Genomic DNA, 15,654 nt, shown 5'->3' with positions numbered 1-15,654 from the left:
GGATCGGGTCACAGCCGCCGGTAACCCGGCGCCGCACCGTGGCACCGTGGAGAGGTCCGCTCCCCGGCACGAAGGCAGTGTGTGTTGATCGAGACTCCGATGGCGACGTTCGAGGACTGGCTGCTCACCCAGATCGGTGCCGACCGGCCGCGCAGCACGATCGCGCAATTGATGCTCGACCGCAGGTTCCACGAGGTGGACCTCGGCTCCAGCACGGTCCGCGCGGAGTTCCGCCGGATGCTGGTGGACTTCGAGTCCGACACCCGGGGTGTCCCGGTGCGCAGCAGGCCGCTGCCGACCCGGTCCCGGCGCCCCGGACGGCGTCCCGCGCTCGACCTGCCCGACGGTGGGCTCCGCTCGGCCTAGGAGCCGACCGAGGCGAAGCCCGCCATTGCGCCCGTGGGCCGGGTGGCGTGCTGCTCCCGCTCGCCGGGGCGCATCATCCGGACCGCGGCGTGGGGTCCCGATACCGAAGCTGATCCGGTGGCCCGCCAGCCGGGTTCTGCGGCGCTCGCCGCGGCCCGTGCCGGTCGCCCCGCAGCCCGATCATCGGGGGCACCGGCAGCAGCCCCGGGTGGGGAACCGGCCGCGGACCCGGTGTGGGCGGGCCGACGTGGCGGGGACCGGGTCCGCCCGGGGCCGCCGGGACTCTCGGTGCCCGGGGCTGCGGCCGGGGCGGCCAGGGCCGCCCGTCGCGGCCGGGGGGAACGGCCCGCGGGTGGTGGACGGGTGCCTGCGGTCCGGCGGACGGGTGGTGCAGCCGGTACAGCCGGGCGTAACCGGGCACGGTACGCAGCAGCTCGTCGTGCGTGCCGGCACCCTCGATCCGGCCGCCGTCGAGGAACAGGATGAGGTCGGCGTCGGCGATCGTCAGCAGGTTGTGCGAGATGATGATCGTCGTCCGGCCGGCCATCAGCCGGCGTAACGGCGCGATGACCCGCTGGGTCGACTCGGCGTCCAGGCCGGTCGTGGGTTCGTCGAGCAGCAGGACCGGCGAGTCGCGGATCACGGCGCGGGCGATGGCGAGACGCTGGCGCTGCCCGCCGGAGAGCAGCCGTCCGCGCTGCCCGATGCGGGTGTCGTAGCCGTCGGCCAAGCGGGTGATGAAGTCGTGCGCGTCGGCGGCGACGGCGGCGCGGGTGATCTCCTCGCCGGTCGCGTCCGGTTTCCCCCAGCGGATGTTGTCGGCCACGGTGCCGTCGAAGACGAGCGTCTCCTGCAGGACGGCGGTGATGTTGCGCCGCAGGTCGCTCAGCGACAGCTCGCGCAGGTCGTGCCCGTCCAGGGTGATCCGGCCGGTGTCGGGGTCGGCGAAGCGCAGCAGCAGCTTGGTCAGGGTGGTCTTGCCCGCGCCGCTGGCACCGACGATGGCGACCTTCTGCCCGGGGGCGGCCCGGAACCCGATCCCGGACAGGGCGGCCCGGTCGGTGCCTGGATAGCGGAAGCTCAGCTGCTCGACCGCGAGCATCCCCGTCGCGCGCCGCAGCGGGCGGGGGGCGTCGGGCTCGCGGACCCCCGGCTCCTCGGCGAGCAGCTCGATGATCCGCTCGGCTCCGGCACCCGCGGCGAAGACGGAGTTCCACAGGCTCCCGGTGCCGGTGATGGGGCCGTAGAGCTGGGTGAGGTAGGCGATGAACACCAGCAGGCCGCCGAGGGTGATCCGGGCCTGGGTCAGCTCCCACACCGCGAGGCCCATGACCATCAGCACCCCGATGGTCTCGAGCAGGCTGCTGAGCGGGCCGAACAGCGCCTCCAGCCGGACCGCGAGCATCTGGGCGGCGAAGCCGCCGAGGTTCTCCTCGTGGAAACGGGCCACCTCGTCGGCCTGCCGGTCGTAGGCCTGGACGAGCGCCACGTTGCCGAGGCTCTCCTCGGCGACGGCGCTGATCGAGCCGGAGCGCCGCCGCTGTTCCCGGGAGGCGTCCCGGATCCGCCGCGACAGCACGCGGGCCACCAGCAGGAAGCCGGGGGCGGCGATGAGCGAGGCCAGGGCCAGCTGCCAGTTCAGGTAGAACAGCGCCCCGGTGAACAGGGCGATCTGGGCCAGGTAGGTCAGGCCTTGGTTCACCCCGGTGAGCACGAGTTGCTCGACGGCGCCGACGTCGCCGGTGAGGCGGGACATGATGTCGCCGAGCTGGCGGTTCTCGAAGTAGCCCGGCGAGAGCCGGTGCAGGTGCGCGAACAGCCGGGTGCGCAGGTCGAGGACGAATCGCTCGCCGACCCAGGCCGAGAGGTACTCGTCGGCGAAGGTGGCGAGGCCCTCGAGCAGGGTGATGGTCAGGTAGCCGGCGGCGACCTCCGGGAAGAGGCGGAAGTCGTGGGGCGTCAGGACGTCGTCGACGAGGATCTTGAATAGCCAGATCGAGGCGGTGCTCAGTGCGGGGCCGATCCCGGCGAGCAGCAGGCTCAGCGCCAGCCGGCCGCGGAACGGCCGGGTGTACGGCCAGAACCGGTCGAACACGGCCCGCAGCCGAACCCGGGGCGCCTGGTCCACCAGCGCGGTGGCAGCGGTTGTGGTCACGACGACTCCAGACGGACGGCGGCCCCGCCCGTGCGGACACGGGCGGGGCCGCTCGGGATGGTCCTGCTCAGCAGCCCGGCTTGTGAGCCTTGTGGTGGTGCTTCTTGTGCTTCAGCTCACGGCGGTGCTCGTCACAGGCCGGCTTCGGGGGAGCGGGGTGGTTGCACTCCTTCTTGTGGACGACCGGGACACACTTGGACCAAGACATTCCGTTACCCTTTCTTTTGATTCCACGACCCCCGGCGGGGTTCGCATCGGGAGTATCTCCGCCGGGCATCGCTCCGTTTCACTATTCATCGTGGATCACTCGAATAGTCGAACGACGCGACCGTATTTCGAAATCCGTGTCCGTCTGGGGCTCCCATCCGGCTCGTTTCCGGCAACTGCTTTGTCGTGTGTGTGGAAGCTCTGTCTGTAGACTATGGAAGGAGTAAGAGTGCAGGTCAAGGTGAGCACAAAAGCGTAATGAGAGATGTGCGGGACCGGTTCGCGCAACCGCGTCGAGGGTTGCTAGGATGAATCCTGAGAATCAGATGTGAATGGCCAACCGGATGCGGATCCGCGCGCCGGGGCTCTTTCGTGGTGCGTGCCGGCGCGGCGTCCGCGGTTCTGTTCGGGCGCCGATTGCAGATCGGTGGCGGTGTCACCGGGCGATTCTCCCCGGACCGGACTATCGTCGTGCAGGAAGCCGATCACCGACCCTGGGGACGAGCGAATGAAGATCGGACTGCACATCGCGGACTTCACCTACCCGAGCGGCCCGCCCGGGCTCGCGGGTGACCTGACGCGGATCGTGACGGCCGCGGAGGACGCGGGTTTCGCGCGGGTGAGCGTGATGGACCATCTGTGGCAGATCAGCGTGGTCGGCCCGCCGGAGCACGAGATGCTCGAGGCGTACACGACGCTGGGGTACCTGGCCGCGCACACCTCCCGCGTCGAGATCCTCGCCTGGGTGACCGCCGCGACCTACCGGGTGCCCGGGATGCTCGCGAAGATCGTCAGCACCCTCGATGTCCTCTCCGGCGGCCGCGCCTGGCTGGGCATCGGGGCGGGCTGGTACGAGGAGGAGGCCCGTGGGCTGGGGCTGCCGTTCCCGCCGACCGCGGAGCGCTTCGAGCGGCTGGAGGAGGCGCTGCAGATCTGCCTGCAGATGTGGAGCGACGACGACGGTCCGTACAACGGCAAGCACTACCAGCTCGAGCGGACCCTGAACGCGCCGCAGCCGCTGCGCAAGCCGCACCCGCCGATCCTGATCGGGGGCAGCGGCGAGAAGAAGACCTTGCGCTTCGTCGCCCGCTACGCCCAGGCCTGCAACCTCTTCCCCGGCCCCGAACTGGAACACAAGCTCGACGTGCTGCGCCGGCACTGTGACGCCGAGGGCCGCGACTACGACGAGATCGAGAAGACCGTCATGCTGCCGCTCGACCCCGGGGCGAACGGCGACAAGACGGGCCCGTTGCTCGCCCAGCTGCAGAAGCTGTCCGAGCTGGGCATCCAGGAGGCGCACGGCATCGTGCCGCAGGTGTACCGGATCGAACCGCTGGAGATCCTCGGGCGCGACGTCATCCCGGCCGCGGCCCGGTTCTGAGCGCTGACGCGCCCGGCGACCTCGGCGCGCACCAGCGGGACGACCTCGCGGTCGAACCCGCGGGCGTCCACGAGCCGCCGTCACCGTCCACAGTGCCCGGTCGTGGCGCTCGCCCCGCTTCGCCACCTCGAGCAGCCGCCGCAGGGCAGGCGCGACCCGCGTCACCGGGCCGTGAGGTTCGACCGATCCGCTGGCCGCAGACCTGTCGGGCCCTTACAGTCGAGGGGGTGTACGCCGCGACGCACACCCGGAGGGCCCCGGTCGCGCTGCGCACGATCTGGTCCACCCGTCGCCGGCACGTGGATTTCTGCCGCACCAGCGCAGCACTGTGAGGGGTTCGCGGTCGCCCGGCGCGACCGCGAACCGCCGTCCGTGACAGCGTTTCGGTGAGGGGAGATCGATGACCACCAGCCGTGCCGGCATCGCCATCGTCGGTGCCGGGCCGCGCGGTACCGGGATCCTGGAGCGACTGGGTGCGAGCCTGCCCGAGCTCTACCCGGACGGTGAGCTCGACGTGCACATGATCGACCCGTTTCCGGCGGGTGGCGGGCGGATCTGGCGGCACGAGCAGTCTCCGCTGCTGGCCATGAACTCGATGGCCGCCGACGTCACCATGTTCACCGACGCCACGGTGGTCTGCGCCGGCCCGATCCGTCCCGGCCCCACGTTCGCCCGGTGGGCCGAGCTGCTGCGCGACGGCGAGCTGCCCGGCGAGGACATCGGCGATCTCGGCCCGGTGCTGGCCGCCGAGCTGCGCGCCGTCACCCCGACCACCTTCCCCAGCCGCCGGCTGCAGAGCGAGTACCTCGGCTGGGTGTTCCGGCGCGTGGTCGCCGGGCTGCCCGACCGGGTGCACGTGCACGTCCACCGGGGCCGGGCCACCGCGCTCGCCGAGGACGGCGAGGACCAGCTGGTCAGCGTCGAAGGCCTGGCCGAGCCGCTGCGGGTGGACACCGTCGTGCTCGCCTCCGGGCACCTGGACGCCCGTCCGACCGACGACGAGGCCGGCCTCGTGCGCCGGGCCGGGGAGCACGGGCTGCGCTACCTGCCGCCCGAGCAGACCACCGACTCCGACCTGTCGGTGATCGAACCCGGCGAACCGGTGATCGTCCGCGGGATGGGGCTCGCGTTCGTCGACCTGGTCGTGCTGCTGTTCGAGGGACGGGGCGGCCGCTTCGAGGACCGGGGCGACGGCGAGCTGCGCTACGTCCCGTCCGGGGCCGAGCCGCGGCTGTTCGCCGGGTCGCCCCGCGGCGCGCCCTACCACTCCAAGACGCACTACCAGCTGCAGGCCGGCCGCCCGTCGTTGCCGCGGTTCTTCTCGCCCGACGTGCTCGACCGGCTGGCCGGCACCGGCCGGCCGCTGGAGCTGCGCGCCGAGCTGTGGCCGCTGATGGCCAAGGAGATCGGCTGGGGTTGGTACCACGAGCTGGTCATGGGCCACCCCGAACGCGTCCGGCTCGGGTGGGGGGAGTTCGCCGAGCGGTACGCCGCCGCCGACTGGGACAGCCCCGAGATGGCGCGGCTGCTCACCGAGGCGGTCCCGGACCCGATCGACCGGATCGACTTCGCCACGCTCGACCGGCCTCTCGACGGCCTGCGCGCCGACACCCTCGCCGGGCTGCAGCCGCTGGTCCGGGCACGGATCGCCGAGGACCTGCGCCAGCACGTCGATCCGGCGTACACCCCGCACCTCGGCGCGTTCGTCGCGATGCTGTCGGTGTACGGCGAGATCACCCGGTTGCAGGGGGAGGGCGCGCTGTCCGACCGGTCTCGCGCCCACGACGTCGGGTGGTGGCAGAGCTTCTTCAACGCGGTCACGAGCGGGCCGCCCGGATTCCGGGTCCGGGAGCTGCTCGCGCTGTCCCGGGCGGGCTACGTCGACTTCCTCGGCCCGGGCATGTGGCTCGACGTCGACGACACGGCCGGGGTCTTCCGCGCGGGCAGCGCCGCGCTGGCCGGGGCGCCGCCGGTCACCGCGCGCGTCGTCGTCGACGCGCGGCTGCCCGGCCCGAGCGCGGGCCGCACCGTCGACCCGCTGCTGGCCGGTCTGCTCCGCGACGGCGCGGCGGCCGAGGACATCCTGCTCGACGACGACGGCAGCGTGCTGCTCAACACCGGGCTGATCCGGGTCCGGCCCGCCGACGGGGCCCTGCTCGACGCCGACGGCGTGGCCCATCCGCGGCGGTTCGCGGTCGGGCCGCACACCGTCGTCAAGGTCGCCGGGGCGTTCACCCGGCCCGGCACGAACGCGCAGAGCCTGCGCTACAACGATGCCGTCGCCCGCGCGGTGCTGAGCAGCGTGGCGGAGGCGCTGCCCGAACGGATCGACCGGGCAGCCTGACGGTGATCCGCGGCCTCGTCGGCGCCCCGGGAAGCCCGGGGGCGACGAGGCCGCTGGATGGGGGTCAGCTCACCCGGCGCAGCTGCGGCTGCCGGTGCAGCGCGCTACGGGCCATCGCGAGCTCGTGCGCCACCTCGGCGGCGATCAGCTCGGTGTGCAGCTCGATGTGCTCGCCGTGCAGTGCCAGCGCGCGGTGCCGCTGCACGAGGTCGTCGAGCGAGGTCAGCAGGCGGTCGGCGACGGTCTGCTGAGCGTTGTCGTGGTCGGTGGAAACGGACATTACAACTTCTCTCCTGTGAACAGGTCGGGAAACGGCCGGGGGTGTGGTCGTCTCCTGACACAGCGCGCTCGCCGTCCGGCGATGGTCGAGGTCGCGGCGATGGGTCAACCGCGCCCCCTCCTCAGCGGCCGCCGCGCCCCGGGCGGCCGTCGGTGGCCACGCCACCGACCCGGGCCTCGGCGGCCCGGTTGTCTTCATGGGTCGGCCGGGGTCGTGCGCGGTGAGCGGTGCTCCGGCATCACTTACCGTGCACGGGCCGTCGGCGACGTTCAGCGTGCGCATGCGGGCGGCCAGGAACGTTCCAGGAGGGGTTCGCGCACATGGCCCGGTACCCGGGGCTCAGCCGACGGCATCGGCACACTCCTCGGTCTCCGCGCCGGCGGCGCGGTAGCACCCGAGCAGCACCTGGGCGACCACCGGGTGGTCGCCCAGCGGCTCGGCCGCGACGACGCCGGGCGCCGCCGCCTGCGCGGTGGTGCGGACCCGGTCGAGCAGCCGGCCGGGGGCGAGGAACCACGGGGCGACCGCGAACCGGGTGGCGCCGCGGTCCCGCAGGCTCGCCAGCGCCGCGTCGACCTTCGGGCCCGCCCCGGCGGCGAAGGCGGCCACCGTGCGCGGCCGGGAGGCCGCCAGCCCGGCGACCACCGCGTTGGCGGTGGGATCGGACGAGCCGGCCCCGGCCAGCACGATTCCCAGCCCCGGGTCGTCGGGATCGGCGCCGGCCTCACGCAGCCGGGCGAACGCGACGTCGAGGAGCGGCTGCGCCGCTCGTGCGCGGTAAGCGGCGCTGGAGCACCACGGGCCGCGCACGGGGGCGGAGCCCAGCACCTGGGAGGTCACGATGCGCAGCCTCGGGTGCCGGTGCACCGCCGCGTCCACGGCCGCGGGGACGTCGACCTTCGCGTGGTACGCCGCGCCGAGCAGCAGCGGCACCACGACGGCCTGCGAATGACCGTCGGCCGCGACGGCGGCCAGCACGTCGGGCAGCCGCGGGGCGTTGAAGTCGAGAAAGGACAGCCGCACGTCCAGCCCGGGGGCGTGCTCGCGCACAGCCCTGGTCAGCGCCGCCATGGTGGCCGCCGAGCGGCCGTCGCGGCTGCCGTGCGCGACCGCGACCAGAGCGGGGCGTGACCTGTCCACCGGGTGCCGACCCGCGTCCGGGCCCACGGCACCGGCTGCGTGATCGACCCTGATGGACACTCCGGAAACGCTACCCGGATGATCGTCACGCCGCCCGCTCATGTGGCCGATCTCCCGCCCTAGCGCCCCAGCGAGAGGCCGCGCGCCCGCAGGACCCGCCGTTCGATCGGGCGGAAGATGAGCAGCTCGATACCGATGCCCACCACGAGGATCAGGAAGATCGCGGCGATCACCTTGGGCATGTCGTTGAAGTCGCTGCCCTCCTTGAGGAAGGCGCCGAGCCCGAAGCCCAGTAGCGGGCCCGCCGCGATGATCTCGGCGGCCATCAGCGAGCGCCACGAGAACGCCCAGCCCTGCTTGCACCCGGCGATGAACCCCGGCAGTGCCGCCGGCAGCAGGATGTGCCGCGCGCTGGTCAGGCCGCGGGCGCCCAGCACCTGGCCGACCCGGGGCAGGATCGGCGGAATCTGGTCGATGCCGGCCACCAGGCCGTTGGCGATCGACGGGATCGAGCCGAGCAGCACGACGAAGTAGATCGTCGCGTCGGTCAGCCCGAACCACAGCACCGCGGCCGGTACCCACGCGACCGAGGGCAGGCTCTGCAGGCCCGACAGCAGCGGGCCGATCGCCGACCGCACCACCTTCACCTTGGCCACGAGCAGGCCCAGCGGGGTGGCGATGAGCAGGGCGATGAAGAAGCCGAGGAACGCGCGGCTGATCGAGGTCCACAGGATCGACCACACCCGGCCGTCCGTGAAGACCTCGGTGACCTGGGCCCAGACCGCGGCCGGGGCCGGGATCTTGTACTCGCTGGTGATGGCCGAGGCCCAGACGATCTGCCAGACGACGATGAACAGCACCAGCGCGACGGTGGGCGGCAGCCACACCGACAGCGCGCGCCGCCACCACGGCACTTTCTGGGCGCTCGGGGTGTCGAGCGCGTCGAGGCCGGCCACGGCCGCGGCGGCGTCCTCCAGCGCGCGGCCGTCGTCCTCGCTCACCGGGGATCCCGGCCGCGATCGGTCGTCGTCCTCGCGTCCCCCGACCGGTGTCAGCTCATGCGGCATGGCTGGTGATGACCTGGCGCAGCCGGGCCGTGATCTCGTCGTGCAGCGTGTCGCCGTCGTGCTCGACGTCCCATTCGCCGACCACGGTGCCCGGCCGGGAGGACAGCAGCACGACGCGCTGGGCCAGCCGGACGGCCTCCCTAACGTCGTGGGTCACGAAGATGACCGTGGTGCCGGTCGCCTTCCAGACCCGCAGCAGCTCGCCCTGCAGCACGTCACGGGTGATCGCGTCCAGCGCGGCGAACGGCTCGTCCATCAGCAGCAGACCCGAGGTCCCGTTCCCGTCGGCGCTGCCGTTCGCGCTGGTGGCTGCGGCGAGGGCGCGGGCCAGCGCGACGCGCTGCCGCATCCCGCCGGACAGCTCGTGCGGACGCTTGCGGCCCAGCCCGTCGAGCCGGACCAACTCCAGCAGCTCCGAGGCCCGGGTGCGGCGCGCGCCCCGGGAGACCCCGTTGAGCTGCAGCGGCAGCTCCACGTTCCTGCCGGCGTCGAGCCACGGCAGCAGCGCCGGCTCCTGGAACATGAACGACGGCCGAGTGGTGTTCAGCTCGACCCGCCCGGTCGTCGGGTCGTCGAGCCCGGCGATGAGGTTGAGCAGTGTCGACTTGCCGCACCCGGAGGCGCCGAGCAGGCAGACGAACTCGCCGGGCAGCACCTGCAGGTCGATGCTGCGCAGCGCGGTGACGGCGCCTGAGCCGGTGCCGAAGGTCTTGCCGACACCGTCGAGGTGCACGGCGGGCCGCCCGGTGCGGGCCTCGGTGCCCTTCATGATGGTCACGGTCATGCCCCGATCACCTCTGAGTCTTGTCGAGGCCGGCGGCGTCCACCGTCGGCTTTCCGGCGGCCTGCAGGACCTTGTCGAGCGCCGTGACGTCGACGAAGCCCTGCAGGTTGGTCTCCGTCGGCATGACGCCGGCGGTCACGCTGTCCTCGGACAGCCGGGGGAACGTCGCCGCCAGCGGGTCCAGGGTGAACGTCAGCTCGGTGAAGGCCCGGTCCAGCACCGCGGGGGGCAGGCTCGTGTTCGTCAGCTGCGCGATCGCGTCGTTGGTGACGGTCTTGGCCTCGGCCGGGTTGCCGGTGGCGAACTCGACCGCCTTCTGCTCGCCGCGCAGCAGCGCCTCGACGGTCTGCGGGTGCTCGGCCAGGTACTGGGTGCGCACGACCAGCACCGTCGTCGGGAACCGGCCGTTCGGCCACAGCGACCGCTCGTCCACCAGGACCTTCGCCCCGGCGTCGACCAGCCGCGAGCTCCACGGCTCCGGCAGCCAGCCGCCGGCGATCTGCCCGCTGCGGAACAGGTCCAGGGCGCGCGGGTTGTCGATGTTCTGCACCGTCACGCCGTCGGCGCCCTGCGGCAGGTTGTTCTGCTTGAGCCACGTCTTCAGCGCGACGTCCTGGGTGTTGCCGGCCTGCGGGGTGGCGATGGTCTTGCCCTTGAGCTGCGCGGGAGAGGTGATGTCCGGGCTGACGACGAGCTGCGCCCCGCCCGACGTCGAGCCCGCGACCAGCCGGACGGCCTCGCCGCCTGACTTCGCGAACGCGTTGATCGCCGGCCCGGAGCCGATGAAGGCGGCGTCCAGCGAGCCGCCGAGGAGCGCACCGACCTCGTCCGGGCCCGCGTTGAACGACTGCGGGATGATCTTCGTGCTGCCCAGCTCGCTCGCGAAGAACCCCTTGTTCAGCCCGATCAGCGCCGGCGCGTGCGTGATGTTCGGGAGGTAGCCGAGGCGCAGCTCGCCGGCCGGGGACGTGGCCACCGGCGCGGTCGAGCTGCTTGGCTCCTCCGCTCGAGAACAGGAGGCCAGCACCCCCACCGTGACGAGAACGGCCAGGACGGCGACGGGGACTCGGGAGCGGAGGGGCATGTCGTCGGGATTCCTTTCGATGGCCGCAGCGGGGGACTACGGGCCGGGAGTGGAGGGCTCGCCGGAGCCGAGCCTGCGCGGCGAACCGTCGGCCGAGCCGGGGAGATCGACCAGGACGAGCGGGCTGCCGACGAGCCCGGCCGCGAGCGTGTTGCCGGTCGGCGGGTCGATCAGCAGGAAGCTGCCGGTGGCCCGCACGTCGGCGTAGTCGTCGACGGGCAGCGGGTCTGCCGTGCGCAGGCTGACCCGCCCGATGTCGTTGATCTCCAACTGCTCGGGCGTGGAGAGCGTGAACGTGTCGGTGTCGAGCCGGTCGGACACCGCGCCCACGATCACCTGGGTGGTGCGGGTGCCGTGCTTGAGCAGCAGGCGGGCCGCGGGGCGCAGCGGCTTCTCGGCCAGCCAGCACAGGGTGGCCTCGAGCTCGTCGGTCACCCGCGGCTGGTCGGTGACGGCGGCGAGGACGTCCCCGCGGGAGATGTCGATGTCGTCGTCGAGCAGCACGGTCACGCTACGCCCGGCGCTCGCGGCGGCCAGCGGGCCGTCCGCGGTCTCGACGGCCGCGACCGTGGTGCGCCGGCCCGCCGGGAGCACCACGACCTCGTCACCGGGGCGGACGGTGCCGGCGGCGACCTGACCGGCGTAGCCGCGGTAGTCGTGCAGTTCGTCGGTGCGCGGGCGGATCACGTACTGCACCGGCATCCGGAACGGGGCGTCGACCTCGGGGCCGGTGACCGGCACCGACTCCAGGTGGCCGAGCAGCGTCGGGCCGTCGTACCAGGGCGTGCGCTCGGAGCGCTCGACGACGTTGTCGCCGACCAGCGCCGAGACCGGAATGGTGAGCACCGCGTCGTCGGCGAAACCGAGCGCGCGGGCCAGCCCGGCGAAGTCCTTGGCGATGGCCTCCAGGACGGCCTGGTCGTAGTCGACCAGGTCGATCTTGTTGATGGCCAGCACCAGCCGCGGGACGCGCAGCAGGGCGAGCACCGCGGCGTGCCGGCGGGTCTGCTCGACCACGCCGTGCCGGGCGTCGACCAGCAGCACGGCGAGCTCGGCGGTGGACGCCCCGGTCACCGTGTTGCGGGTGTACTGCACGTGGCCGGGGGTGTCGGCGAGGACGAACTCGCGGACCGGTGTGGAGAAGTACCGGTACGCGACGTCGATCGTGATGCCCTGCTCACGCTCTGCGCGCAGGCCGTCGACCAGCAGTGACAGGTCCGGGGTGGACAGTCCCTTGTCGACCGACGCGCGCCGGACGGCCTCGATCTGGTCGGCCAGCACCGACTTGGTGTCGTAGAGCAGCCGGCCCACCAGGGTGGACTTGCCGTCGTCGACGCTGCCGGCGGTGGCGAAGCGGAGGAGGTCCCGCGTCTGGCTCGTCACTTAGAAGTACCCCTCACGCTTGCGGTCCTCCATGGCGGCCTCCGAGAGCCGGTCGTCGGCCCGGGTGGCCCCACGCTCGGTCAGCCGGGACGCCATCACCTCGGCGATCACCTCGTCCAGCGTCGTCGCCGTCGACTCGACGGCGCCGGTGCACGAGCCGTCCCCGACGGTGCGGTAGCGGACGGTCTTGAGTTCGAGGGTCTCCGCGCCGCGCGGGCCGCCCCACGGGCCCTCGGCCAGCCACATGCCGTCGCGGCGGAACACCTCGCGCCGGTGCGCGTAGTAGATCGACGGCAGCTCGATGTCCTCCCGCTGGATGTAGCGCCAGACGTCGAGCTCGGTCCAGTTCGAGATCGGGAACACCCGGACGTGCTCGCCCGGGGCGTGCCGGCCGTTGTAGAGGTTCCACAGCTCGGGACGCTGCTTGCGCGGGTCCCAGCGGCCGAACGCGTCGCGCAGCGAGATGATCCGCTCCTTGGCCCGCGCCCGCTCCTCGTCGCGGCGCCCGCCGCCGAAGACCGCGTCGAAGCGGTGCTCGACGATCGAGTCCAGCAGCGGCTGGGTCTGCAGCGGGTTGCGGGTGCCGTCGGCCCGCTCGACCAGGCGGCCGTCGTCGATCCAGTCCTGCACGTGCGCGACCTCGAGGCGCAGCTTCATCCGGGCCGCGAGCCGGTCCCGGAAGTCGATGACCTCCGGGTAGTTGTGCCCGGTGTCCACGTGCAGCAGCGGGAACGGCACCGGCGCGGGCGCGAACGCCTTCGCCGCGAGGTGCACCAGCAGCGTGGAGTCCTTGCCGCCGGAGAAGAGGATCACCGGGCGGTCGAACTCGCCGGCGACCTCACGGAAGATGTGGATGGCCTCGGACTCCAGGGAGTCCAGGGCGTCGAGGGTCGCGGCGCTCATGAGACGTGCAGCCCGCACTCGATCTTGCCCGTGCCCGCCCAGCGGCCGGAGCGCTTGTCGGCGCCCGGCAGTGGCTTGGCGGTGCACGGCTTGCAGCCGATCGAGGGGTAGCCCTCGGCGACCAGCGGGTTCACCAGGATCCCGTGCTCGGCGATGTAGGTGTCCATGTCCTCGTCGCTCCAGGCGGCGATCGGGTTGATCTTCACCAGCCCGAACTTCTCGTCGTAGGTGATCAGCGGGGTGTTCGCGCGGGTCGGGGCCTCGACGCGGCGCACGCCGGTGACCCACGCGTCGTAGCCGGCCAGCGTGCGCTGCAGCGGCACGACCTTGCGCAGCCCGCAGCACCGGTTCGGGTCCCGGGCGAACAGGTCCTTGCCCAGCAGCGAGTCCTGCTCGGCGACGGAGTGCTCCGGCTCGGCGTTGACGATCCGCACGTCGTGGACGGCGCCGACGGCGTCCCGGGTGCCGATCGTCTCGGCGAAGTGGTAACCGGTGTCCAGGAACAGGACGTCCACGCCCGGCTTCGCCTTCGCCGCGAGGTCGACGAGCACCGCGTCCTGCATGTTGGACGCGACGATCAGCCGCTGGCCGAACGTCTCGGCGGCCCAGCTCAGCAGCTGCTCGGCGGTCGCGTCCGGGCCGAGCCCGGCCGCGCCGCGCTCGGCGACGGCGCGCAGGTCCGTCTCGGTGGCAACGCTCATCGGGACACCTCCGGGATTCCGATCCCCACCAGCTTCAGCGAGAACGTCCGCAGGCAGTCCGCGCAGTACCAGGCGCCGTGGGGGACGCGCTCGGTCTGCTCGGCGGGCCGCAGGTCCTCCTCGCCGCAGTACGGGCAGTAGAAGGGGACGGCGCGCTCGCTCACTTCAGGTCGTCCTCGGCGGCGCGGACGACCCACTGCGCGAAGCGCTCGCCGGGCTCGCGCTGCTCGGCGAAGCGGCGCACGACGCGGTCCACGTAGTCGCCCAGCTCCGCGGAGGTGACCTTGAGCCCGCGCAGCTTGCGTCCGAAGCCGGCGTCGAGGCCGAGGCCGCCGCCCAGGTGCACCTGGAAGCCCTCGACCTGGTTGCCCTCGGCGTCGGTGACGATCTGGCCCTTGAGCCCGATGTCGGCCACCTGGGTGCGGGCGCACGCGTTGGGACAGCCGTTGAGGTGGATCGAGATCGGGACCTCGAGGCTGTCCTGCACGTCGGCGAGGCGCTTCTCCAGCTCCTCGACCAGGCGGATCGCCCGCTCCTTGGTCTCGACGATCGCCAGCTTGCAGAACTCGATGCCGGTGCAGGCCATCGTCGCCCGCCGCCACGGTGAGGGCTCGGCCTGCAGCCCCAGCCCGGCCAGCTCGGCCTTCAGCGTCTCGACGTTCTCCTCCGGCACGTCGAGCACGACGATCTTCTGCTGCGGGGTCAGCCGGACCCGCCGCGACCCGGCCGACTCGGCGGCCTTGGCCAGCGCGATCAGCGTCGAACCGGACACCCGGCCGGACGCCGGGGCGACGCCGATGTAGGTGCGGCCGTCGGTCTGCTTGTGCACGCCGATGTGGTCGATCGGGCGCTCGGGGGTGACCGGGGCGGGGCCGTCGATCAGTGTGCGGCCGAGGTACTCGTCCTCCAGCACCCGACGGAACTTCTCGGTACCCCAGTCGGCGACCAGGAACTTGATCCGGGCGCGGTGGCGCAACCGGCGGTAGCCGTAGTCGCGGAACACCGAGATGACCCCGGCCCACACCTCGGGCACCTCGTCCAGCGGGACCCAGGCCCCGAGCCGCTGCGCGATCTTCGGGTTGGTGGACAGGCCGCCGCCGACCCAGAGGTCGAAGCCCGGCCCGTGTTCGGGGTGCTCGACGCCGATGAACGAGACGTCGTTGACCTCGTGCGCGACGTCCTGCTGCCAGGAGATCGCGGTCTTGAACTTGCGCGGCAGGTTCGAGAACTCGGGGCTGCCGATGTAGCGGTCCAGGATCGTCCGGATCGCCGGCTCCGGGTCGAGCTTGTCGTCGGCGGAGATCCCGGCGACCGGCGACCCGAGGATGACGCGCGGGGTGTCACCGCAGGCCTCGGTGGTCAGCAGGCCCAGGCCTTCGAGCTTGTCCCAGATCGCGGGCATGTCCTCGATCTGGATCCAGTGGTACTGGATGTTCTGCCGGTCGGTGACGTCCGCGGTGTCGCGGGCGTAGGTCTGCGAGACCTCGCCGACCGCGCGCAGCTGCTCGGTGGTCAGCGCGCCGCCGTCGATGCGCACCCGGAGCATGAAGTAGCGGTCGTCGAGCTCCTCGGGCTCCAGCGCCGCGGTGCGGCCGCCGTCGATCCCGGGCTTGCGCTGGGTGTACAGGCCCCACCACCGCATCCGGCCGCGCAGGTCGGACGGGTCGATCGAGTCGAAGCCCTGCTTCGAGTAGATGTTCTCGATGCGGGCGCGGACGTTGAGGCCGTCGTCGTCCTTCTTGAACCGCTCGTTCGGGTTGAGCGGCTCACGATGGCCGAGCTTCCACTGGCCTTCGCCGCGCTTGCGCGTGGGCTGCGTGGTGGTGGGGGGCAATTCGGGGCCTCCGGATCGCGGCCGA

Annotated in this window: 14 protein-coding genes; 3 read left to right on the top strand and 11 right to left on the bottom strand. The window is 72.4% G+C overall.

The genetic code is table 11. From position 1 onward, the window contains the following. The first annotated feature begins 99 nt into the window (after nucleotides 1–99). Nucleotides 100–366: a hypothetical protein gene (locus HF526_RS05120; RefSeq protein WP_169380084.1), complete on the top strand. Its 267-nt coding sequence runs from the start codon at nucleotides 100–102 to the stop codon at nucleotides 364–366. A gap of 73 nt (nucleotides 367–439) precedes the next feature. Here the strand turns inward: HF526_RS05120 and HF526_RS05115 are convergent, their stop codons facing one another. Further along, nucleotides 440–2,521: an ABC transporter ATP-binding protein gene (locus HF526_RS05115; protein WP_338051302.1), complete on the bottom strand. Its 2,082-nt coding sequence runs from the start codon at nucleotides 2,519–2,521 to the stop codon at nucleotides 440–442. Nucleotides 2,522–3,236: 715 nt separating this feature from the next. Here HF526_RS05115 and HF526_RS05110 point away from each other — a divergent pair. Continuing rightward, a complete protein-coding gene (locus HF526_RS05110) occupies nucleotides 3,237–4,109 on the top strand; it encodes an LLM class F420-dependent oxidoreductase (protein WP_169380083.1) in 873 nt (290 codons plus the stop codon). A gap of 400 nt (nucleotides 4,110–4,509) precedes the next feature. Beyond that, a complete protein-coding gene (locus HF526_RS05105; protein WP_169380082.1) occupies nucleotides 4,510–6,453 on the top strand; it encodes an FAD/NAD(P)-binding protein in 1,944 nt (647 codons plus the stop codon). A gap of 64 nt (nucleotides 6,454–6,517) precedes the next feature. Here the strand turns inward: HF526_RS05105 and HF526_RS05100 are convergent, their stop codons facing one another. The 10 genes from HF526_RS05100 to HF526_RS05055 form a co-directional block, all read right to left on the bottom strand. Then, nucleotides 6,518–6,733, bottom strand: coding sequence for a hypothetical protein (locus HF526_RS05100; RefSeq protein ID WP_169380081.1), 216 nt, complete (start codon nucleotides 6,731–6,733; stop codon nucleotides 6,518–6,520). A gap of 339 nt (nucleotides 6,734–7,072) precedes the next feature. After that, entirely contained in the window at nucleotides 7,073–7,933 is an 861-nt protein-coding gene (locus HF526_RS05095; RefSeq protein ID WP_338051301.1) for a sirohydrochlorin chelatase, read from the bottom strand. 59 nt (nucleotides 7,934–7,992) lie between these two features. After that, nucleotides 7,993–8,874 carry an ABC transporter permease gene (locus HF526_RS05090; protein WP_338051300.1) on the bottom strand — a complete coding sequence of 294 codons (882 nt, stop codon included), beginning with the start codon at nucleotides 8,872–8,874 and terminating at the stop codon, nucleotides 7,993–7,995. A 55-nt stretch (nucleotides 8,875–8,929) separates the two neighbouring features. Further along, nucleotides 8,930–9,724 carry an ABC transporter ATP-binding protein gene (locus HF526_RS05085; RefSeq protein WP_169380078.1) on the bottom strand — a complete coding sequence of 265 codons (795 nt, stop codon included), beginning with the start codon at nucleotides 9,722–9,724 and terminating at the stop codon, nucleotides 8,930–8,932. Nucleotides 9,725–9,731: 7 nt separating this feature from the next. Next, nucleotides 9,732–10,808, bottom strand: a complete 1,077-nt coding sequence (locus HF526_RS05080) for an ABC transporter substrate-binding protein (protein WP_169380077.1) — start codon at nucleotides 10,806–10,808, stop codon at nucleotides 9,732–9,734. Between the two features lie 36 nt (nucleotides 10,809–10,844). Next, nucleotides 10,845–12,191, bottom strand: a complete 1,347-nt coding sequence (locus HF526_RS05075; RefSeq protein WP_169380076.1) for a GTP-binding protein — start codon at nucleotides 12,189–12,191, stop codon at nucleotides 10,845–10,847. Further along, nucleotides 12,192–13,094 carry a sulfate adenylyltransferase subunit CysD gene (gene cysD, locus HF526_RS05070; protein WP_169380075.1) on the bottom strand — a complete coding sequence of 301 codons (903 nt, stop codon included), beginning with the start codon at nucleotides 13,092–13,094 and terminating at the stop codon, nucleotides 12,192–12,194. Further along, the gene (locus HF526_RS05065) at nucleotides 13,091–13,795 is read right to left on the bottom strand and encodes a phosphoadenylyl-sulfate reductase (RefSeq protein ID WP_169380074.1); all 705 of its coding nucleotides are present in this window, start codon (nucleotides 13,793–13,795) and stop codon (nucleotides 13,091–13,093) included. Before HF526_RS05065 ends, cysD begins: the two co-directional genes overlap by 4 nt. Beyond that, nucleotides 13,792–13,959 (bottom strand): PDDEXK family nuclease, encoded by a 168-nt coding sequence (locus HF526_RS05060; protein WP_169380073.1) that lies wholly within the window; start codon nucleotides 13,957–13,959, stop codon nucleotides 13,792–13,794. The genes HF526_RS05065 and HF526_RS05060 overlap by 4 nt, the downstream gene beginning before the upstream one ends. Then, a complete protein-coding gene (locus HF526_RS05055) occupies nucleotides 13,956–15,629 on the bottom strand; it encodes a nitrite/sulfite reductase (RefSeq protein ID WP_169380072.1) in 1,674 nt (557 codons plus the stop codon). Before HF526_RS05055 ends, HF526_RS05060 begins: the two co-directional genes overlap by 4 nt. Between the last annotated feature and the right edge of the window lie 25 nt (nucleotides 15,630–15,654).

The sequence above is a fragment of the Pseudonocardia acidicola genome, assembly GCF_012911935.1.
Taxonomy (GTDB): domain Bacteria; phylum Actinomycetota; class Actinomycetes; order Mycobacteriales; family Pseudonocardiaceae; genus Pseudonocardia; species Pseudonocardia acidicola.
This window is presented reverse-complemented; position numbering and strand designations above follow the sequence as displayed.